17 protein-coding genes are annotated in these 16,080 nt (G+C 48.7%); 5 read left to right on the top strand and 12 right to left on the bottom strand.

The annotated features are described in order from the left end of the window. Window positions 1–15: 15 nt before the first annotated feature. From MKY73_RS22220 to MKY73_RS22170, 11 genes are all read right to left on the bottom strand, one after another. Window positions 16–777 carry a threonine/serine exporter family protein gene (locus MKY73_RS22220; protein WP_339308689.1) on the bottom strand — a complete coding sequence of 254 codons (762 nt, stop codon included), beginning with the start codon at window positions 775–777 and terminating at the stop codon, window positions 16–18. A gap of 244 nt (window positions 778–1,021) precedes the next feature. Beyond that, window positions 1,022–1,327 carry a hypothetical protein gene (locus MKY73_RS22215; protein WP_091015194.1) on the bottom strand — a complete coding sequence of 102 codons (306 nt, stop codon included), beginning with the start codon at window positions 1,325–1,327 and terminating at the stop codon, window positions 1,022–1,024. A gap of 64 nt (window positions 1,328–1,391) precedes the next feature. Continuing rightward, a complete protein-coding gene (locus tag MKY73_RS22210) occupies window positions 1,392–2,435 on the bottom strand; it encodes a S66 peptidase family protein (protein WP_339303499.1) in 1,044 nt (347 codons plus the stop codon). Between the two features lie 94 nt (window positions 2,436–2,529). Beyond that, window positions 2,530–3,846: a DUF4179 domain-containing protein gene (locus tag MKY73_RS22205; RefSeq protein WP_339303498.1), complete on the bottom strand. Its 1,317-nt coding sequence runs from the start codon at window positions 3,844–3,846 to the stop codon at window positions 2,530–2,532. Then, window positions 3,843–4,358: a sigma-70 family RNA polymerase sigma factor gene (locus MKY73_RS22200; RefSeq protein WP_339303497.1), complete on the bottom strand. Its 516-nt coding sequence runs from the start codon at window positions 4,356–4,358 to the stop codon at window positions 3,843–3,845. Before MKY73_RS22200 ends, MKY73_RS22205 begins: the two co-directional genes overlap by 4 nt. Window positions 4,359–4,573: 215 nt before the next feature. Next, a complete protein-coding gene (locus MKY73_RS22195) occupies window positions 4,574–5,107 on the bottom strand; it encodes an ankyrin repeat domain-containing protein (RefSeq protein WP_339303496.1) in 534 nt (177 codons plus the stop codon). 32 nt (window positions 5,108–5,139) lie between these two features. Continuing rightward, complete coding sequence (locus MKY73_RS22190; RefSeq protein ID WP_339303495.1) at window positions 5,140–6,243, bottom strand: GNAT family N-acetyltransferase; 1,104 nt, start codon at window positions 6,241–6,243, stop codon at window positions 5,140–5,142. A 148-nt stretch (window positions 6,244–6,391) separates the two neighbouring features. After that, a complete protein-coding gene (gene flgB / locus MKY73_RS22185; protein ID WP_253432078.1) occupies window positions 6,392–6,802 on the bottom strand; it encodes a flagellar basal body rod protein FlgB in 411 nt (136 codons plus the stop codon). A gap of 184 nt (window positions 6,803–6,986) precedes the next feature. Beyond that, a complete protein-coding gene (gene speD, locus MKY73_RS22180) occupies window positions 6,987–7,802 on the bottom strand; it encodes an adenosylmethionine decarboxylase (RefSeq protein WP_253432081.1) in 816 nt (271 codons plus the stop codon). Between the two features lie 167 nt (window positions 7,803–7,969). Continuing rightward, window positions 7,970–8,548, bottom strand: a complete 579-nt coding sequence (locus MKY73_RS22175; protein ID WP_339308687.1) for a DUF1273 domain-containing protein — start codon at window positions 8,546–8,548, stop codon at window positions 7,970–7,972. Window positions 8,549–8,628: 80 nt separating this feature from the next. Beyond that, on the bottom strand, window positions 8,629–9,777 hold the full coding sequence (locus MKY73_RS22170) for an RluA family pseudouridine synthase (protein WP_339303494.1): 1,149 nt from the start codon (window positions 9,775–9,777) through the stop codon (window positions 8,629–8,631). A gap of 188 nt (window positions 9,778–9,965) precedes the next feature. On the opposite strand from MKY73_RS22170, the gene MKY73_RS22165 reads away from it, so the two are divergent. Next, window positions 9,966–10,373 carry a hypothetical protein gene (locus tag MKY73_RS22165; protein ID WP_339303492.1) on the top strand — a complete coding sequence of 136 codons (408 nt, stop codon included), beginning with the start codon at window positions 9,966–9,968 and terminating at the stop codon, window positions 10,371–10,373. Window positions 10,374–10,597: 224 nt separating this feature from the next. Here MKY73_RS22165 and MKY73_RS22160 read toward each other — a convergent pair whose 3' ends face one another. Continuing rightward, complete coding sequence (locus MKY73_RS22160) at window positions 10,598–11,308, bottom strand: GT-D fold domain-containing glycosyltransferase (RefSeq protein WP_339303491.1); 711 nt, start codon at window positions 11,306–11,308, stop codon at window positions 10,598–10,600. A gap of 327 nt (window positions 11,309–11,635) precedes the next feature. On the opposite strand from MKY73_RS22160, the gene MKY73_RS22155 reads away from it, so the two are divergent. The 4 genes from MKY73_RS22155 (at window position 11,636) to MKY73_RS22140 (ending at window position 15,655) form a co-directional block, all read left to right on the top strand. After that, complete coding sequence (locus MKY73_RS22155; RefSeq protein WP_339303489.1) at window positions 11,636–12,325, top strand: glycosyltransferase; 690 nt, start codon at window positions 11,636–11,638, stop codon at window positions 12,323–12,325. 17 nt (window positions 12,326–12,342) lie between these two features. Continuing rightward, window positions 12,343–13,332: a polysaccharide biosynthesis protein gene (locus MKY73_RS22150; RefSeq protein WP_124113486.1), complete on the top strand. Its 990-nt coding sequence runs from the start codon at window positions 12,343–12,345 to the stop codon at window positions 13,330–13,332. 63 nt (window positions 13,333–13,395) lie between these two features. Beyond that, window positions 13,396–14,922 carry a nucleotide sugar dehydrogenase gene (locus MKY73_RS22145; protein WP_339303488.1) on the top strand — a complete coding sequence of 509 codons (1,527 nt, stop codon included), beginning with the start codon at window positions 13,396–13,398 and terminating at the stop codon, window positions 14,920–14,922. Further along, window positions 14,909–15,655 carry a methyltransferase domain-containing protein gene (locus tag MKY73_RS22140; RefSeq protein WP_339303487.1) on the top strand — a complete coding sequence of 249 codons (747 nt, stop codon included), beginning with the start codon at window positions 14,909–14,911 and terminating at the stop codon, window positions 15,653–15,655. Before MKY73_RS22145 ends, MKY73_RS22140 begins: the two co-directional genes overlap by 14 nt. Window positions 15,656–16,080: the final 425 nt, after the last annotated feature.

Genomic DNA, 16,080 nt, shown 5'->3' with positions numbered 1-16,080 from the left:
CTGCATTCCTTCCTCTTACATAAAAAGTGAAAATACAACTGCAATGCCAGTACCTATGGCAAAGGCAGTCAGAAATGCCTCGGCTCCCTTGGATAATCCGGAGACGAGATGTCCGGCCATCAGGTCACGTACAGCATTGGTAATCAGCAGCCCCGGAACCAGCGGCATAACCGAACCAATAATAATTTTGTCCCGTTCATGGCCCACTCCCATATAGATGAGGAGAAACGCGAGTAAGCCAATAACGAAGGATGCTGTAAGCTCGGCAAAAAATTTGACTCGTACCAGCCGGTGAAAGGCAATAACGGCTGCATAACCTATGCCCCCACAGATCAGTGCAGGAAGAAAGTCGCTCCAGCCTCCGCCAAACATAATGGTAAAACAACCACTGGATAACGCTGCGGCCGTAAGCTGTACAGCCGTTGAGTAGGAGGAAGGCTTGCCTTCGATCTGTACCAACAGTTCATGGGCTTCCTGCGCGGATAGCTCACCTTGTCCAATACGGCGGGAGACCGCATTCACCTCGGATACCTTATCCAGATCTGTCGTACGCTCGGAGATACGAATCAGCTTGGCGGGTTCGGTTGCATCAACAGAGAAGAAGATGCCTGTAGGCACAACGTAACTGTGTGAATGGGGTAAACCGAGCGCTGCGGCCATACGTTTCATCGTATCTTCCACACGGTAGGTTTCACCACCACTTTGCAGCATGATTTTGCCTGCGAGCAGACAGATTGCAATTACGCGGGATTGTTCAGTAGGGTTGCTGCCAATCATACCCGTCTCGACTTGTGATACGGGTGATGAATCATGACGTATGTATTCCAACCGGATCAAGCTCCGTTTCATAAGTGATATGGGGTGGTGCGACACCATTGTATCATATTTCACACGCTCGCAAGGAATCATACCGCACCATCCCCAAGACCATAAAAAAGCTTCGTTCCCAAGACTTGAAGATCTCAGGAGCGAAGCTTCTTGGAGCAGGTTCGGATATAAACGGATAAACAGGAACAATATCCTACATCAACAGGGTAATAACCAACAATTCATACAGCACAAGCGGCAAAATCGTAGGTCCAAACAAGGCGCGCGGTTCAGGATATCCATGCATCGGGGTAACCTGGAGATACAAAATCCCCCGGTCTGCACTGATGATGACACCTTCCCACACTTGACCATCGATATTCTGGACTTGTACCTTCTTGCCTATATGCTGCCGAGCTGTATGATGAAGCATATTCCGCACACTTTGCACGGATTGAAGCATCGGTTGATTGGCTTGATACACGACACGCATGGATGGCGTGGATGTGGATTCAGACATGATGCACAACCCTTCCTCAAAATAAGTTCTTACTTCAAGGTATGCATCTGCCTACAAAGGGTGATTACACAAACGCCATTTCCAGGCTCCCGCGTCCATTTTCATAAGCGACTTTGCCCAATGCTCCATTCACAAAGGTAAGTTGGGGCGGCATATGGCCGAGATCCACATCGTACAGTACAGGAACATCCAGATCCCCAAGTGCAGAGGATAGGGCATCAGTGAAGTTGAAATCCGCTGTATCGGAATAACCCGCAGGGCGGCCGAACATGAAACCTTTCACACCTGCAAACCAGCCAGCCTGTCTCATCTGCCACAGATGACGGTAAATATCCCCTGCGCTCATCTCACAGCTCTCCAGATACCAGATGGTTCCTTCTTCTGCACAATACTGATCCAAAAACGATTGCACGGGTGCATACGGGGTGCCGATCATACAGGTGATGGTATCCATACAGCCACCGATCAGTCGACCGGAGAACGATACAGCGGTAACTGCATCTTCCGAATGGCCGAGCTGTTTCCAGCGTGAGGGTGTATCCAGGTTAAATCCAGGTAGTTCCATTTTCCATTCCGATTGATAATGCGTGGAAGACGATTGTGTAATCTGTCCGCCGTAAGGGGTCTGTAATACATCGATCCAGCGCGCAGTTACGGGATCAAGGGCGTGTGATCTTAAATCTACATAATTGGTGCCGTGCGCTGTCACTGTGCCGGTGAGCAGGGTGTATGCAAATAAAAAGGTGCTGATATCCGAATAACCCATGACCCATTTGGGCGGCAATGTTTTCAAAGTTTCCCAATCCAGCAGGGGCAGGATATCCATGAGAAACTCCCCGCCCCATGGAGGTATAATGGCTTGAATAGTCGGATTGCGAAGAAATTCATTCATCTCTTCGGCGCGTTGCTCTTTGGAGGCACTTACACATTTGATGTTCTGGCGGAGCGATGGGCTTTCTATCACGCCAAAACCAAGGCGCTCCATGTTGCGTTTACTCTCCTCAAGATAATGGTGCAAGGATTCGCCTACACCGCTGGAGGGTGCAGCTACACCGATGATATTTCCCGGAGCGAGTGGCTGCGGATAACGGATAGAACGTTGATTCATTGTGAAAACACCCTTTCCTGTTCACTTTGCTCATCTTCATGAATATTTCCATTATATAGATTAATCCATTTATTGAAAGCACATTGCGTTTAGATTAAGGATTCACAGGAATATCAATAGAGAACGGTGCGCGAATTTGATCAGGGTAAGAGAATATTTCCATTGTCAGATTTCCTTTGGCTGCGGCTCCATTTTTAATGACAACTCTTGCTTCAAAGACGGAAGGGCTCCAGCGTACTTCATTAATGTCGAAAGGGTTTCCTTTACTGTCCTCAATGTTGGTAAATGATAGCCCCGAAGTAGCATTTTGAGCATCTGCAATTGAAAACTCGAGGATCAGATTTTTGCCTTGGACCGTGCTTTGCAGCAATTTCAAACTGGATGGGCCGCCTTGTATTTCACCTGAAGATGGATTGATGCTGATAACCAGTTCTTCTTTATCCACCGCTGAAAGGCCAGACCCTAGCAAAGTCAATTTTTTCGGAGTGGAGAAGTACATGCTTTCGAAAAAGACGGAACTTCCAGAGCCTGAGATAGAAGAGGAATCTGTTCGCCATGCTCGGCCTTGCTCATCTACCAAGTGCAGATCACGAATGCCGAAGATTTTTTTGGTGTTGTTCCGATCATATTCGATATCAAGTACAAGACGAGTGGGATACAGAATGGCCTGTTTCACATGGATACGTTGTTCGTCCACGTTCATAGTTTGGTTTACGGGAATGATTTTTTTCATGCCTTTTGTTAAGTTGTGATCCACGGGGAAGGTGACTTTCCACTTATTTTTCGTTTCCTTACCTCGTTCCTTAAATACAACGGTCAGCTCTTGTGGCGGTAAAGATTCTGTGAATGCGACATCGATTTTATCCTCGTAAACGCCACTTTCTGAAGCCGGCTTAGGTGAAGCATAACTAAATGCAACAGGAAGATCTTTCCTGTTCTCATCCAGCAAATCGATATCATATCCACCCTTCTCCGGATCTTTCATGCCTTTCATTGTGTAAAAAATGACCATACGTGACTCGTCTGTGATAATGCCTTCAACGGTCAAGGAAGCACCATCATGCTCGTCGGTGACACCGACCTTCTGCAAGAGAGACTGATCGATCGCCATCATTAATCCTTTGTCCTGGCGAATCATGCTCACAATGCCTTCCATGCCAGGCAATTGCTCCACGAAGGATGCAAAAGCGGGAGAGACACGGATACACCCCGTAAACAGCAGGATGAGGGCAGCAGCCGAGATGGAACTTATATACCAGCGCAGCCGGGACTTTCGCTTACGGGCAGCTTGGCGAATTCCCGCTTGCACAGCCTGGGAGGCAGCATCCGGTACTGGCATGGTTTCATATTCCGTCTTACGAGCATTCAGACGTTCTTCCAACGCATCGAATGATTTTTGTTCATCCGTCATGAAGATGCATCTCCTTTCATTTCAAGTTGATCCCGGAGCTGTACGAGTGCCCGATGTAATCGGGATTTGACGGTTCCGGTCGGGATTTCTAGAATATCGGCGACTTCGGTTAGGGAGAACCCTTCAAAATAACTCAGGATAATAATCTGTTTACAATCCCGATCAAGGTTGGATACGGCGGCAGCAAGATCAGGGTCGGCAGGACGATCCCAGCTGCTGGGTTCATGAATCGCCGTATCGGGGCTGAAACGGCTTTTGCGTTTGCGTTCGTCTGCGCAGTAGTTGAGCAGAATGCGGATGAGCCAAGTGCCAAAGTAGGATGGCTCTTTTAATTTTTTGAGTTTACGGAACGCCCGGAAGGTTGATTCCTGAATGGCCTCCAGTGCATCACCTTCGTTGTGCAGGTAGGCATAGGCGATACGGTACAGTCGACTATGATGCAATTCCAGTAAGGCTGCAAAAGCCTCGGCATCCCCTTTTTGTGCGGCGATAGTGAGCTGAGTAGGGGTCACATGGCTCCTCCTTTCATGGATGTGTTGAGTATTAGACCGTGTAAGGTGTCAAACGGTTCTTGTTTTCTGAAAAAAATATGATGTATTGTGATTTCTATAGAAGTTGAACTACATATGTATATGAGAACGTGGAGGACAACACAAATAACCGTCAGACCTTCTCTTTGTACTCCAAAAAGAGTCCTGACGGTTATTCATGTTATTGTCCAAGCTACCTAAACATTATTGTGCTGAGCTGCAACGGCTGCTCGCAGGCATGAAGCTGTAGACGTATTACCGCGCTCAAGTGCAATGTCCAATGGGGTCTGACCCGCTGAGTTCAGCGCATGTGGATCTGCACCATACTGGATTAACATCTCGATAAGTTCGGTCTGATCCGTATGAAATGCTGCCGAGTGCAGTGCATATTGTCCATCACTGTCCAAAATGCTCGTGGATGCCCCATGTTGGAGCAAAAGGCTGATTACTTCGGAAGAACGTTCCCCCGCAAGAGCAGCATGCAGTGCAGTATTGGACGGAATAAAGGAAATTTTGGAATGAGAAAGGGCGTTAACATTGGCTCCATGCTCCAGAAGAACACGAACTGCTCCTGCTTGTCCATAATGAGAGGCATACCCCAGCGGAGTTAACCCATCCTGATTCTCCGTATTGGTGAGTTCCGGCTGAGAAGCGAGAATTCCAGCAATGCTTACCGCATCTCCAGCCTGTGCAGCCTGAAATAGTTGATTCATCTGTTCTGCATGATTCATAAGGATTACCTCCATCTGATGAGATAATTTAATTACAGGGATTCATTATATAGCTTCTTCATAGCTTCTAGCCCAGGTACGGCAAAACAAGCGAGTGGAGAAGGCAGATCATGGAGCGGGAACCAACCGATCTCACCGATGGCTCCGCCTTCTTCCAGATTACAAGCATGGCCGCCAATCACCTTGGTGGAATAGAGCACGGATATCCAATGTTCCTGCTGTTGTGGCTGGATTGTCTCCGCCGTGCAGAGCAGGCTGTCGATGGCGATATCCAGGTTCACTTCTTCCTTGATTTCACGGATGACGGCTGTCTCCAGGGACTCATAGGGATCTACTTTCCCGCCAGGAATACTCCAGGTGTGCTGTTCAGGCTGGCGGTTCCGCCAGGCGAGAAGCACTTCGCCCCGATCATTCAGGATGACCGCACCTACGCCGATGCGAGGTGAAATTTCAGATTCACCTTTTGGAAGAGAACTTAATTCCGACAGGGACAGCGTAGCTTGTTCGTTCCCATTACGTTGTGAAAAACCACCCGCGTCCATTTCCCCAGATTGAGGAGTGTGAGTAGACTGGAATGACAATGGAAGCCCGGACTGTGCCGACCATTCTTCCGCAAGGATACTCATCGAGATCAGGTCATAATGCATGCCATCCCGCAAAACTGCAGAACGCTGGCGACCCTCTTCCCGGAATCCGGCTTTTAAGTATGCGCGTCTCGCGGCTTCATTGTATTCAATGACTTCCAGCGCAATCCGGTTGAGGTTCAATTCATGGAAGCCATATCGGAGAATCAGGGCGAGGGCATCGCTGCCATATCCTTTACCCCGATCATTTTCTTCACCGATGCCAATGGCCAGACGGGCGGAGCGATTGTTCCATTCAATCCGGTAGAGGGCGGTGAAGCCAATGAATCGATTTCCCTCCAGTGTACGTAATGCAAATTCAAAGCCGTTGTCTCGACGGACAGAGGAGGAGCCTGTCTCATCCGGCGTTAATGGAACAGCAATATCGGTATCCATGTTGCGCAAATATTCGTAATCGTCCGTGAAGCGGGAGAGACGCATGCAATCTTCCGGGCATGGGGCCGCGAGTCTGACTTTGGAACCTTGAAAAGCATTTAAATGACGTGGAGCCATGTTGCACCTCTTTTGTTCGATATGAAATCTTTCATTTCATTCCATTATACTACGAACAGGAGCAGATACCGAAAAATGGCACTAAACCGTCTACATTCATTGAAAAACAACAAAAAAAAGCAGCCATTTCGGGCTACTTGTACATTCATTATTTCAGATCATTCAATAAATTTTTCATTTTTTTGTAATGTCCACTGACCCGGTCAACCATGTAATTATACATGAGTTGGTTCTCTGAAAGGTCCGCCATTTCCTTGTCAATGTCAACGTTATTGTTGTTATTGTTCATCGTGGTTTCGTTGTTCTCGACAATTCGGTACTGTACGATGGAAGAATGGGGATCACTGACAGGGAAGTGTTTTTCATGAGTCCGCTTCATGGCGAGCTGATCTGTTTTGCCATTCTCAACGATCCGTCTCAGCTCTTCCTGAAACTCTACCGTTTTCTTTTTGTAGTTGGGCGTGTCTGCATTGGCTATGTTGTTGGTAATGGCATTGTGCTGTGCAGTAAGCGCTTGTAACAGTGATTCGTTACGTCTTGTGGTATTCGTTTCGATCACAGGCTCAGTCTCCTTCACTGCATATTAATACAGTTACTCCTATAATAAAAAATAAAGTTGCACACTGTCAACATAACATAGAAAAAGACAAGCACATGCAGGAGGCTCTTGAAGAGAACCTTGCCTTCATGAAATCTTGTCTTAGACCTTGGCTGGCTTTCTGGATCAGCTTTCGAGCGGACTTTTACGTGGGACGATTCATATTTTTGCCGTAATAGATCTCGTCCATCTCCAGTTTCAGCCACTCCGTAATCTCCTGTTGTTCCTTCTTGCTGAGCTTATCCTTGGTGTACCCAAACAGATAATTATCGAGGTCGAATTCCTTCAGCTTACATTTGGTGTGGAAAATATTCTCCTGATAGACGTTCACGTCAATCATGTCAAAGCTGTTCTTGATCTCGTCGGGAATATAATTCTGAATCGAGCCAATCTCATGGTCAATGAACAGCTTGCGTCCGCTGGTGTCCCGCGTGAAGCCACGTACCCGATAATCCATCGTCATAATGTCTGTATCAAACGAGTGGATCAGATAATTAAGCGCCTTGAGCGGTGAAATCTCACCGCAGGTGGAGACGTCGATGTCCGCACGAAAGGTACTTATGCCTTCACTAGGGTGAAACTCTGGGTAGGTGTGCACCGTGATATGACTTTTGTCCAGTTGCATAACGACGTTATCGGGCAGAGGGCCGGGAGATTCATCGAGTGATTCTTCGGGGATCTCCACAATAGGACCTTCCGAGACAAGGATCGTCACACTGGCACCTTGAGGCACATAATCCTGCTTAGCAACATTTAACACGTGGGCCCCGATGATGTCGGAGACGTTGTTCAGAATCTTGCTTAGCCGGTCGGCGTTATATTGTTCATCAATATATTCAATGTAAGCTTCGCGTTCGTCTTTGGTTTTCGTATAACAGATATCGTACATATTGAAGCTCAACGATTTGGTCAGGTTGTTAAATCCATGCAGTTGAATGCGCTGCTCTGGCGTAATTGTCATGGTTGCAGTTCCCCTTATCCCATACGACATATCATCGCAGTTATAATACTACTTATACCCAACCTGACTCCAAAAAAAACATATGTACGTCATACGAAATGTTAATCTCCTCTGATGATGGATGTGAACGGATGGACCTTGAACGGTCTGCATTGATCGAGCATGATTCAGAAGGAAGAATCGTCGAAGTCTACCATATCGTTCATGCGCTCATCTTCAGCTACCGATTGGATATCCTCTGAAGTGACACTGATGATCGTATAGTCCTCATTCTGCTGTTTCTTCACGGCTTTTTCCTTCACAAAACGGGGACTGCCTTCCCCGGCATCTTCATCATAAACGAGCAGAAGACCGTCGCTTTTACGCAGCAACAGGTCATCCCGGGCAGTGAACTGCCACGGTCCAATATAAGGCTGATTGCTAATCGCACCGTAATAGTCCACACCCGAGAGGATGGAACGGTAATACTCCTGCTTGTCTTCTTTCCATTGTTCCTCCGGGTTCTGAAAGGCAGTAATGATTGATAGTTTCAGATGTGGATGCGTCTTCTTCAGATCAATCACGACTTCACAGGCCCACAGATCCACACCGTATTGTCCCGGCGTCAGCACCCATTCCAGACCATCCTCGACAATAGGCGTTAAGCGGGAAGAGATAGCCTTTTTAATAAAAGGAATACCTTCATGCTTTTGTCCGAAAATTTGCAATTCATGTGCCCGGTAACCGGTAATCAACAGATTTTTCAGTGTCCGTTCCTCCCTTCAGGCATGATCAATGGATCAGTGGAATTTTCTATATTTTCTATAGACACACACTAAAGATGCAGTTATTTCGCAGGTGGAGCATCTGCACGGAACGGATACAGGAATGGTTTCGGAATATCCGTTTCAAATGACATCAGCTCATCCGTTGTCGGATGAATAAATGAGAGTATACGTGCATGAAGTCCGAGACGGCCGAGATCTCTTGTGCGTGCGCCATATTTTCGGTCCCCGGCAATCGGATGTCCGAGATCTTCCATGTGCACACGAATCTGATTTTTGCGACCTGTTTCCAGGCGTACTTCCAGCAGAGAGAAGTCGCGGTTCGACTTCAGACGTTTGTAATGCGTGATCGCATGTTGTCCATCATTCGGTCGAGAGCTGGAGTACATTTTCAGTGTTTTGGTTTCCTTCAGCCAGGAAGAGATGGTGCCTTCTTCTTTGGCTACTGCACCTTCAACAAGGGCAACGTAGACACGGTCCTGCACATTTTCTTTCCAGTTGTTTTGCAGCTTCTGCTGTACCTCTTCACTTTTGGCAAACATCATTACACCCGATGTATCCCGATCCAAACGATGGACGACAAAGATCCGGTTCAGCGGATTGGTGCGGCGTACATGCTCTGTCAGTTGGCGATAAGCTGTCAGATCATCCGTCTTGTCAGCGGCAATGGACAACAGTCCGGCTTCCTTGCGGATCACGATGATATCATCGTCTTCATGCAAAATGTTGATACCCGTCAAGGATGGAGCAGCGACTGCACCTTCTTTGCGGATGTAGACAATCTGACCTGGCGTCAGCGCTTCATTAAACTTGGTTACGACCTTCTGATCTACGGACACCTGTCCACGACCCAGAATGGACTTCACGGCATTCCGTCCCGACTTCAAATGCTGCAACAGGAAGTTCAGCAGTTCGTCCGGTTCGGTGACTTTGTACTGGCGTGGTGGTTCCTGCTTGCGATAATAGGCATTGCCCGGGCGCTTGGAAGCACTACCATTTTTGGATTTGTTACCTCCGGCTTTCTTCGGTGCGGCTGATGATTTGGCAGCTAGTGGTTTCTTATTCTCCTCCGTATTGCGTGATGCGGAAGCACCTGATGATTTTGCAGATGAGAAGTTAGACTTGCCGGAACGTGCTGTAGATGAACCTGCGTATGATTTTCCCTTGGCCGAGGCCGGTGTTTTGCCTGTTGGACGTTTGCGTTTATTCATGAATAGTAATCTCCTTCTGAACAGCCTGTACCGCTTGTGTGCATACGATCCGTTCATTTCGTTATGCAGTCCAATATACCATTAACAGTCGACAAATAAAAATAGGTTCATGAAACTGCTATACATCCAATCCGAAGAGTTGTGAGATTCATAGGATATGGTATCCCATAGCATTGGAGGTGTTACTCATGGGCGTGTTTCTCGATATGAGAACTTCGATGAACTCGGGAACTGTTGGACAGCCCGGTTTGTCGCTGTCAGAATCCCCGACAGCTTTTGGCGCGATTGGTCTGCAGACTCAAGGCGTGGTGAATCCCATTATTACGTTGAACGGAACAGTGGGGGTTACGGGAGAACTTGGAGATACCTTTGTGGTGGAGCTGGTACGGGGATTCGTATATGATCCATTCTATGTCATCTACCGTGCTGAAGGGACGATTGGACAGAATGGCGGTGCCGAATTTCATTCGTTCACAGCTCAGGACCTGTCTGCACCACCCGCACTGGAAAGTGTGTATACTTCGTTCATCTCGGGGGTGTCCACAGCAGTAAGAACCGGGCCGGAGATGTTATACGGTATTGCAGCCACTAATTAGTTGTGAGGCATAATATCAATAAGCAGAGTGCTCGTCATCGCTTATGTTGACGGCAGAGTTCGTTTCATTTCCCAGAAACCAGAAGTAGAAGGTCGTGTCGCAATATATCTCGACTAGCGCTCAGCATGAAACCCCCGGCTTAAGGAGCCGGGGGTTTTGGTCATACAAATGTCTGTACAGTCAAGGTGGATCACTCATCTGAAGGATGGAGGTGTCCGGGGGGATCAGTTGGCACGCCCTTTCAGAATGATGTTGTTAGCTTTGCCGAAGTCGATGGCAACTTTGCCGGCCAGTGCAGCTGTACGCTCAGCAAGAACAACCGCGTTGACACCACAGGAGAAGAGAGCGACATCAAAGGTATCTTGATTCGTCTGAATCCACTCGAGTGTTTCCTGCATGTGATCATAGCTGTCGAAGGGCAGCGCAGTCACGATGTTTAAATGATACGGCTCACGTTCGAGCGTAGCACGCAAGGCTTCGGTCTCACGGGTAACGAGAAGCACACGCTTGCCTGCAAGCATCTGCCAGAAACGCGGATTTTGTGCCAACTCCCGATTGACACAGGCATGACAAGTCCGTGAGGGAGAGATGCCAAAGTGGGCAAACACCATATCGGTCAGAGGTCGTTTGAGATAATCCGGCGCGTTAATGGTACTGTCACCGCGGGGAAGAACGCCGACGATATCCGCCCGTTGCAAGGAAGCGGCAACTTCATCCCGGAGCTGCGGGTTGGGAAGACGCAATCCCTTTTGTCCTAAATTGGCTTTCTTGGCCCAACGCTCCTGAAGGACCTGTTCCGTGGTCCACACCGTTTCTTGAGACATGACGATATTCTCGCCATCGCCGACTCGTACAAGAGAGAGCGGACGCTGTTCAAGAAGCGCCGTTTCAAGCTGCTCAAGCACACCTTCCAGTTCAAGATAGATCGAATCCATTCAGCGATTGCCCCCTTTGAAAATAGAACTGCTCTATTCTATGTTGCAACTGGAGCAACGATATGTACGTTCGACCCGCAGGGCTTCATCTTCAGGCGTATATGAATCTATTTATATGAAAGTCAGTACATCTGTCGGTACCGCTTCTATTAACGTTTCATACGTTATAGAGTGCGGAATTCCAAAGGAGATGTTGCTTGGAAGAGATATGAATGTGATAGATGTGGCTCATTGAGAGACGGCATCGAGAGAGCCGACATCAATACTATGAAAACGGTCTGTATGCTGTAAAAGGATCATGCAGTAGCGTTCATGAGGAGGAATGTTATGTCCAGGAAAGTTGTGATTGAGATTAACTTCAACAATTACGGGATGGACCCGCAGCGATTGACGCGGGAGTGGCTGGAACGTCGAATGAGCATCTTCCGCACGTTCACATTGCATTGCCTGAAGGCACAGACGAATCAGGATTTCCTGACCGTGGTGAAGCTGTCCAAGGAATCGGGGGAGTTGATGCAGGAGATTCTGGCAGGTCAAGAGCCGCTCCCTTCCAATATCCGTTTTGGAACAAATATTGAAAGTGTGCGTGCCATTCTGGCTTTTGCTGAAGGAGCAGAGGATATCTATATTGCCCGTCTGGATTCGGATGATCTGTATCATAGAACCTTTGTTCAGCAACTCTACGATATTCAGCCACAGCCGCAGACGATGGCACTGATTAACCAGAACGGCTATCTCTGGGATAGCGTGAACAACGAAATGGCACCAGCGTTTCATCGTTCTCCGCAATTCTATGTCTACCTGTATAAAACAGCGGAGTACGCATCCGGATACCGGGTCAAGCTTCCGGGCAGAGGTACACATGGCAATGTCATAGACTTGCCGCATGAACTGCTTGCTCCGCGCAATTATGTCAACATCGTACATTCAAACAATACTTCAGTGAAAAAAGTACCACCAAAAGACCGATTAAGCCGGGATGAGATGGCCCAGGTATTACGCGAATTCATGATCTGATCAGGGGGGATTCATCGATGATTCAAGGACAAACGATTCTGATCACCGGAGGAACAGGCTCCTGGGGTCAAAAGCTGACCGAGGTGCTGCTGGAACAGGACCCTGCTGAGATTCGCCTTCTGTCACGCAATGAATACGCCCAGATTGCAATGCAGCGTGAGTTCAACCATGACCCGCGTCTGCGATTCATCATTGGAGATATCCGGGATTATCGGGCAGTGGAAGATGCATGCAGGGGCGTGGATGTGCTTTTCCATTTGGCTGCGCTGAAGCATGTTCCGGTCTGCGAGGACCAGCCGGATGAGGCGTTCAAGACCAATGTAATCGGCACACAGAACATTATTCGGGCTGCGATCCGTATGCAGATTCCCAAAGTTATTGATGTGTCCACGGATAAGGCGGTAGATCCGATTAACGTATATGGCATGACGAAGGCTTTGGGTGAAAAAATGATGATCCGTGCCAATTGGCTGAGTGAAGGGACCCGGTTTGTCTGCATCCGCGGCGGTAATGTGCTTGGAACCAGCGGAAGTGTCGTGCCCTTGTTCCGTCGTCAGATCGATGAAGGCAAGAGCCTGACCATTACAGACAAAGGCATGACCCGTTTTTTCCTTACGCGTACCGAGGCCATACATTTACTGCTTAAGGCCGCTGAGGCAGCCGTGGGCGGGGAGACGTTTGTGATGAAAATGAAAGCTTGCAAGATGACGGATCTGGCTTCCGTCATGTTGGAACAGGCAGGTCGTCCATCCTTTGATTATAAGGTGACGGGAATACGTCCAGGCGAGAAATTGCATGAAGTGCTGATCTCACCCTTTGAAGCACCGCGCACTCGTCAATACGATGCACAATATTATGTGATCCTGCCGGAGCACCAGGACAAGGGACTGACGGATCAGTACAGCAGTCTGTCTCATGTGAACTTCACCGAGTATCGTTCGGACAGTGCCATGATGAACAAACCAGCGATTGCCCGTTTTTTGCGTGCAGGCGGTTATATCGATTAGGGTGTGTCTCAAAACGGCTTCAACGGAGTTCTCAGACACGCCCAGCGAAGGGAGGCGGAGCATTTGGAGTTGGAAGGAATGGAAGAGAATCATCAGCATGAGCAGCACGAAGGAAAAGAAGAATTACAGCCACCGACCCCAATACAACCTATTCATGATCGCTCCTTGAAAGCTGTTGTCATCGGTCTCGGTTATGTAGGTTTGCCCATGGCCATCGAGATGGCCCAGGCAGGATATCAGGTTCACGGGATTGATATCGATACCTCCAAGGTAGCCAAGCTGCGTGCCGGACATTCGTATGTCATCGGAATAGATGATACAGTCCTGCAGTCTCTCATGAAGGCAGGTTTGTTCACGGCCAGCACGGATTATACAGCGGTGGCACAGGCGAATGTCATTGTAATCTGTGTGCCCACTCCGCTCACTGCCGAGCATCAACCGGATATCTCGTATATTGCGGCGGCGGTGGATGGCATGACTCCATATTTGCAGGAGGGCAGTCTTGTTATATTGGAAAGCACGACTTATCCAGGCACCACGGAAGAAATCGTGAAACAACCGATAGAGGCGGCAAACGGCTGGCGGGCGGGAGAACAGTTCTACGTTTGCTATTCTCCCGAACGGGTAGATCCGGGCAGTGTGCATTATGGTGTGAAAAATACGCCGAAGATCATTGGCGGCTCTACGCCTGCCTGTCTCGATTATGGTAAACAGTTCTACGGCTCGTTCCTCAACGAAGTTGTTCCGGTCAGTTCAACGACGGTAGCGGAGACGGCGAAGCTGTTCGAAAATACATTTCGCAGTGTCAACATTGCACTCGTCAATGAGCTGACTCCGGCCTGTGAACAGATGGGCGTGAACATCTGGGAGGTGTTGGGTGCGGCGGCCACCAAGCCGTTTGGTTACATGCCATTCTATCCCGGTCCAGGCATCGGCGGACACTGTATCCCAATTGATCCCATCTATCTGTCCTGGGCGGCAAGCCGGCAAGGATCAGAGCTGCAATTCATCCAGCTGGCAGATGCAACCAATCGACAGATGCCAGAGAACGTAGTGAAGCGTTCAGCAGAATTGCTGGAGCAGAAGGGGATATCTCTGCGGGGCGCGCGCGTTGTGCTGGCGGGGATGGCTTATAAAAAAGACATCGATGACTTGCGCGAATCACCTGCGCTGGACATCTTTCGGCTGCTGAGCGCAGCGGGGGCAGAAGTCGTTTTCACCGATCCGATGGTGCCTGTCTTCCGCAAGGATGATGGCACAGTGCTGCACGCTAGTCCGGCGGTGCCGGAATTGTGGGCATGGGCTGACTTGGTGATCATCACAACGGATCATACGGGATTCAATTATCAGGAGATGGCGGATCATGCGAAGCTGATCTTCGATACACGCAACGCAACGGCCGGATGCCACGGAGGAAATATTGTGGTGTTGGGCCAGCCTGTGCGGCCTGAGGTGAAGGGAGTACGCGAGCAACAGGAGAGTATAGCATCGGTAGGACAAAAAGAAACGGCAGTCGAGGATGGTGCAGCTCACCATGAAGTTGCCATCGGCCCCGACGAGGATCAGGGAGACGCCCATGGCAAATCATGATCGTGTGAGTGAACGTTACTATGGCGAGATTAACTCGGAAGATTCTCATGAAGCAACGAGAACGCGTATCCACTGGATGTGCCGTGAGGCGACAGGCAAACGCATCCTGGATGTCGGGTGCAGTCAGGGCATTACGTCCATCCTGCTGGCACGTGAAGGATTTCGTGTCACTGGCATTGATCTGGAGGAAGAGAGCATTCGGTATGCACAAGAAGAGCTTGCCAAAGAATCCAGGCCGGTCAGGAATAATGTGGATTTTCGGATGCTGGATATTACGCAATGGAAGGTCAGGACGACTTTTGACACGGTACTGCTGGGAGAAGTGCTGGAGCATTTTGCTCATCCAGAGACGTTATTGATTCAGATTCATCGGCTGTTGCAAGAAGAGGGGACGCTGGTGGTAACCGTGCCATATGGATATCATCCGTTCTATGATCACAAGCAGACCTTCTATGCAGGGAATCTGGCGATGTGTTTGATGCCCTATTTTGAAGTCTTGAAACTGGAAGTTCATCATAAATATCTATGTTGCGTGGCCCGCAAACGGCGGAGAACACAGCTGCATATGTCGCCAACGTTAGATCAACTGATGGAGTGGATGGAGCTGGATCATGCACATTTTGCCGAGGTGGAACAACAGCATCTCCGCGTAATGAAACAGCGCAAGAAAGCACTGGACAGTGCGGTGGAGCAGGTGAAACGTCTTCGTCGTCAGGAGAGTGGGGAAGGGTAGCAGTGAAGGTGGGAACAGGGGCAGGAAAAAGAAAAGAGATACGGCCAGTGGCAAGGGCAGGGTTAGAGCCTAAGTCAAGGACAAGGACAGTCTATGTTCTAACGAATCTCACACGTCTTATATTGGTGATTTTCGAGAGGTGACAAATCTAACGAATCTAAGCGACGCTATTTCATTAGAAAGCTGTGATAAAAGAGGAATGCATGCCTAAAACACAAGGATAGCGCGCCTCAGATTCGTTAGTTTTTCCAAGTGGCTGAAATACACCTAATAGCGTTACCTCGGTTCGTTAGCCATAGTGAAAATGATGTCGATGTATTCTTTATTGGACTTTGAGATTTGACGGAATGAGAGTGCTAGTACTTTGTTTGAAGTAACTAGTCAATGAAAGAGCAAAGCCGTCATGACATTTCGCAATACGCGTA

It is taken from the genome of Paenibacillus sp. FSL R5-0519 (assembly GCF_037974275.1).
Taxonomy (GTDB): domain Bacteria; phylum Bacillota; class Bacilli; order Paenibacillales; family Paenibacillaceae; genus Paenibacillus.
Note: the sequence above shows the minus strand (reverse complement) of the source record. Positions and strands in the feature narration are given on the sequence as shown.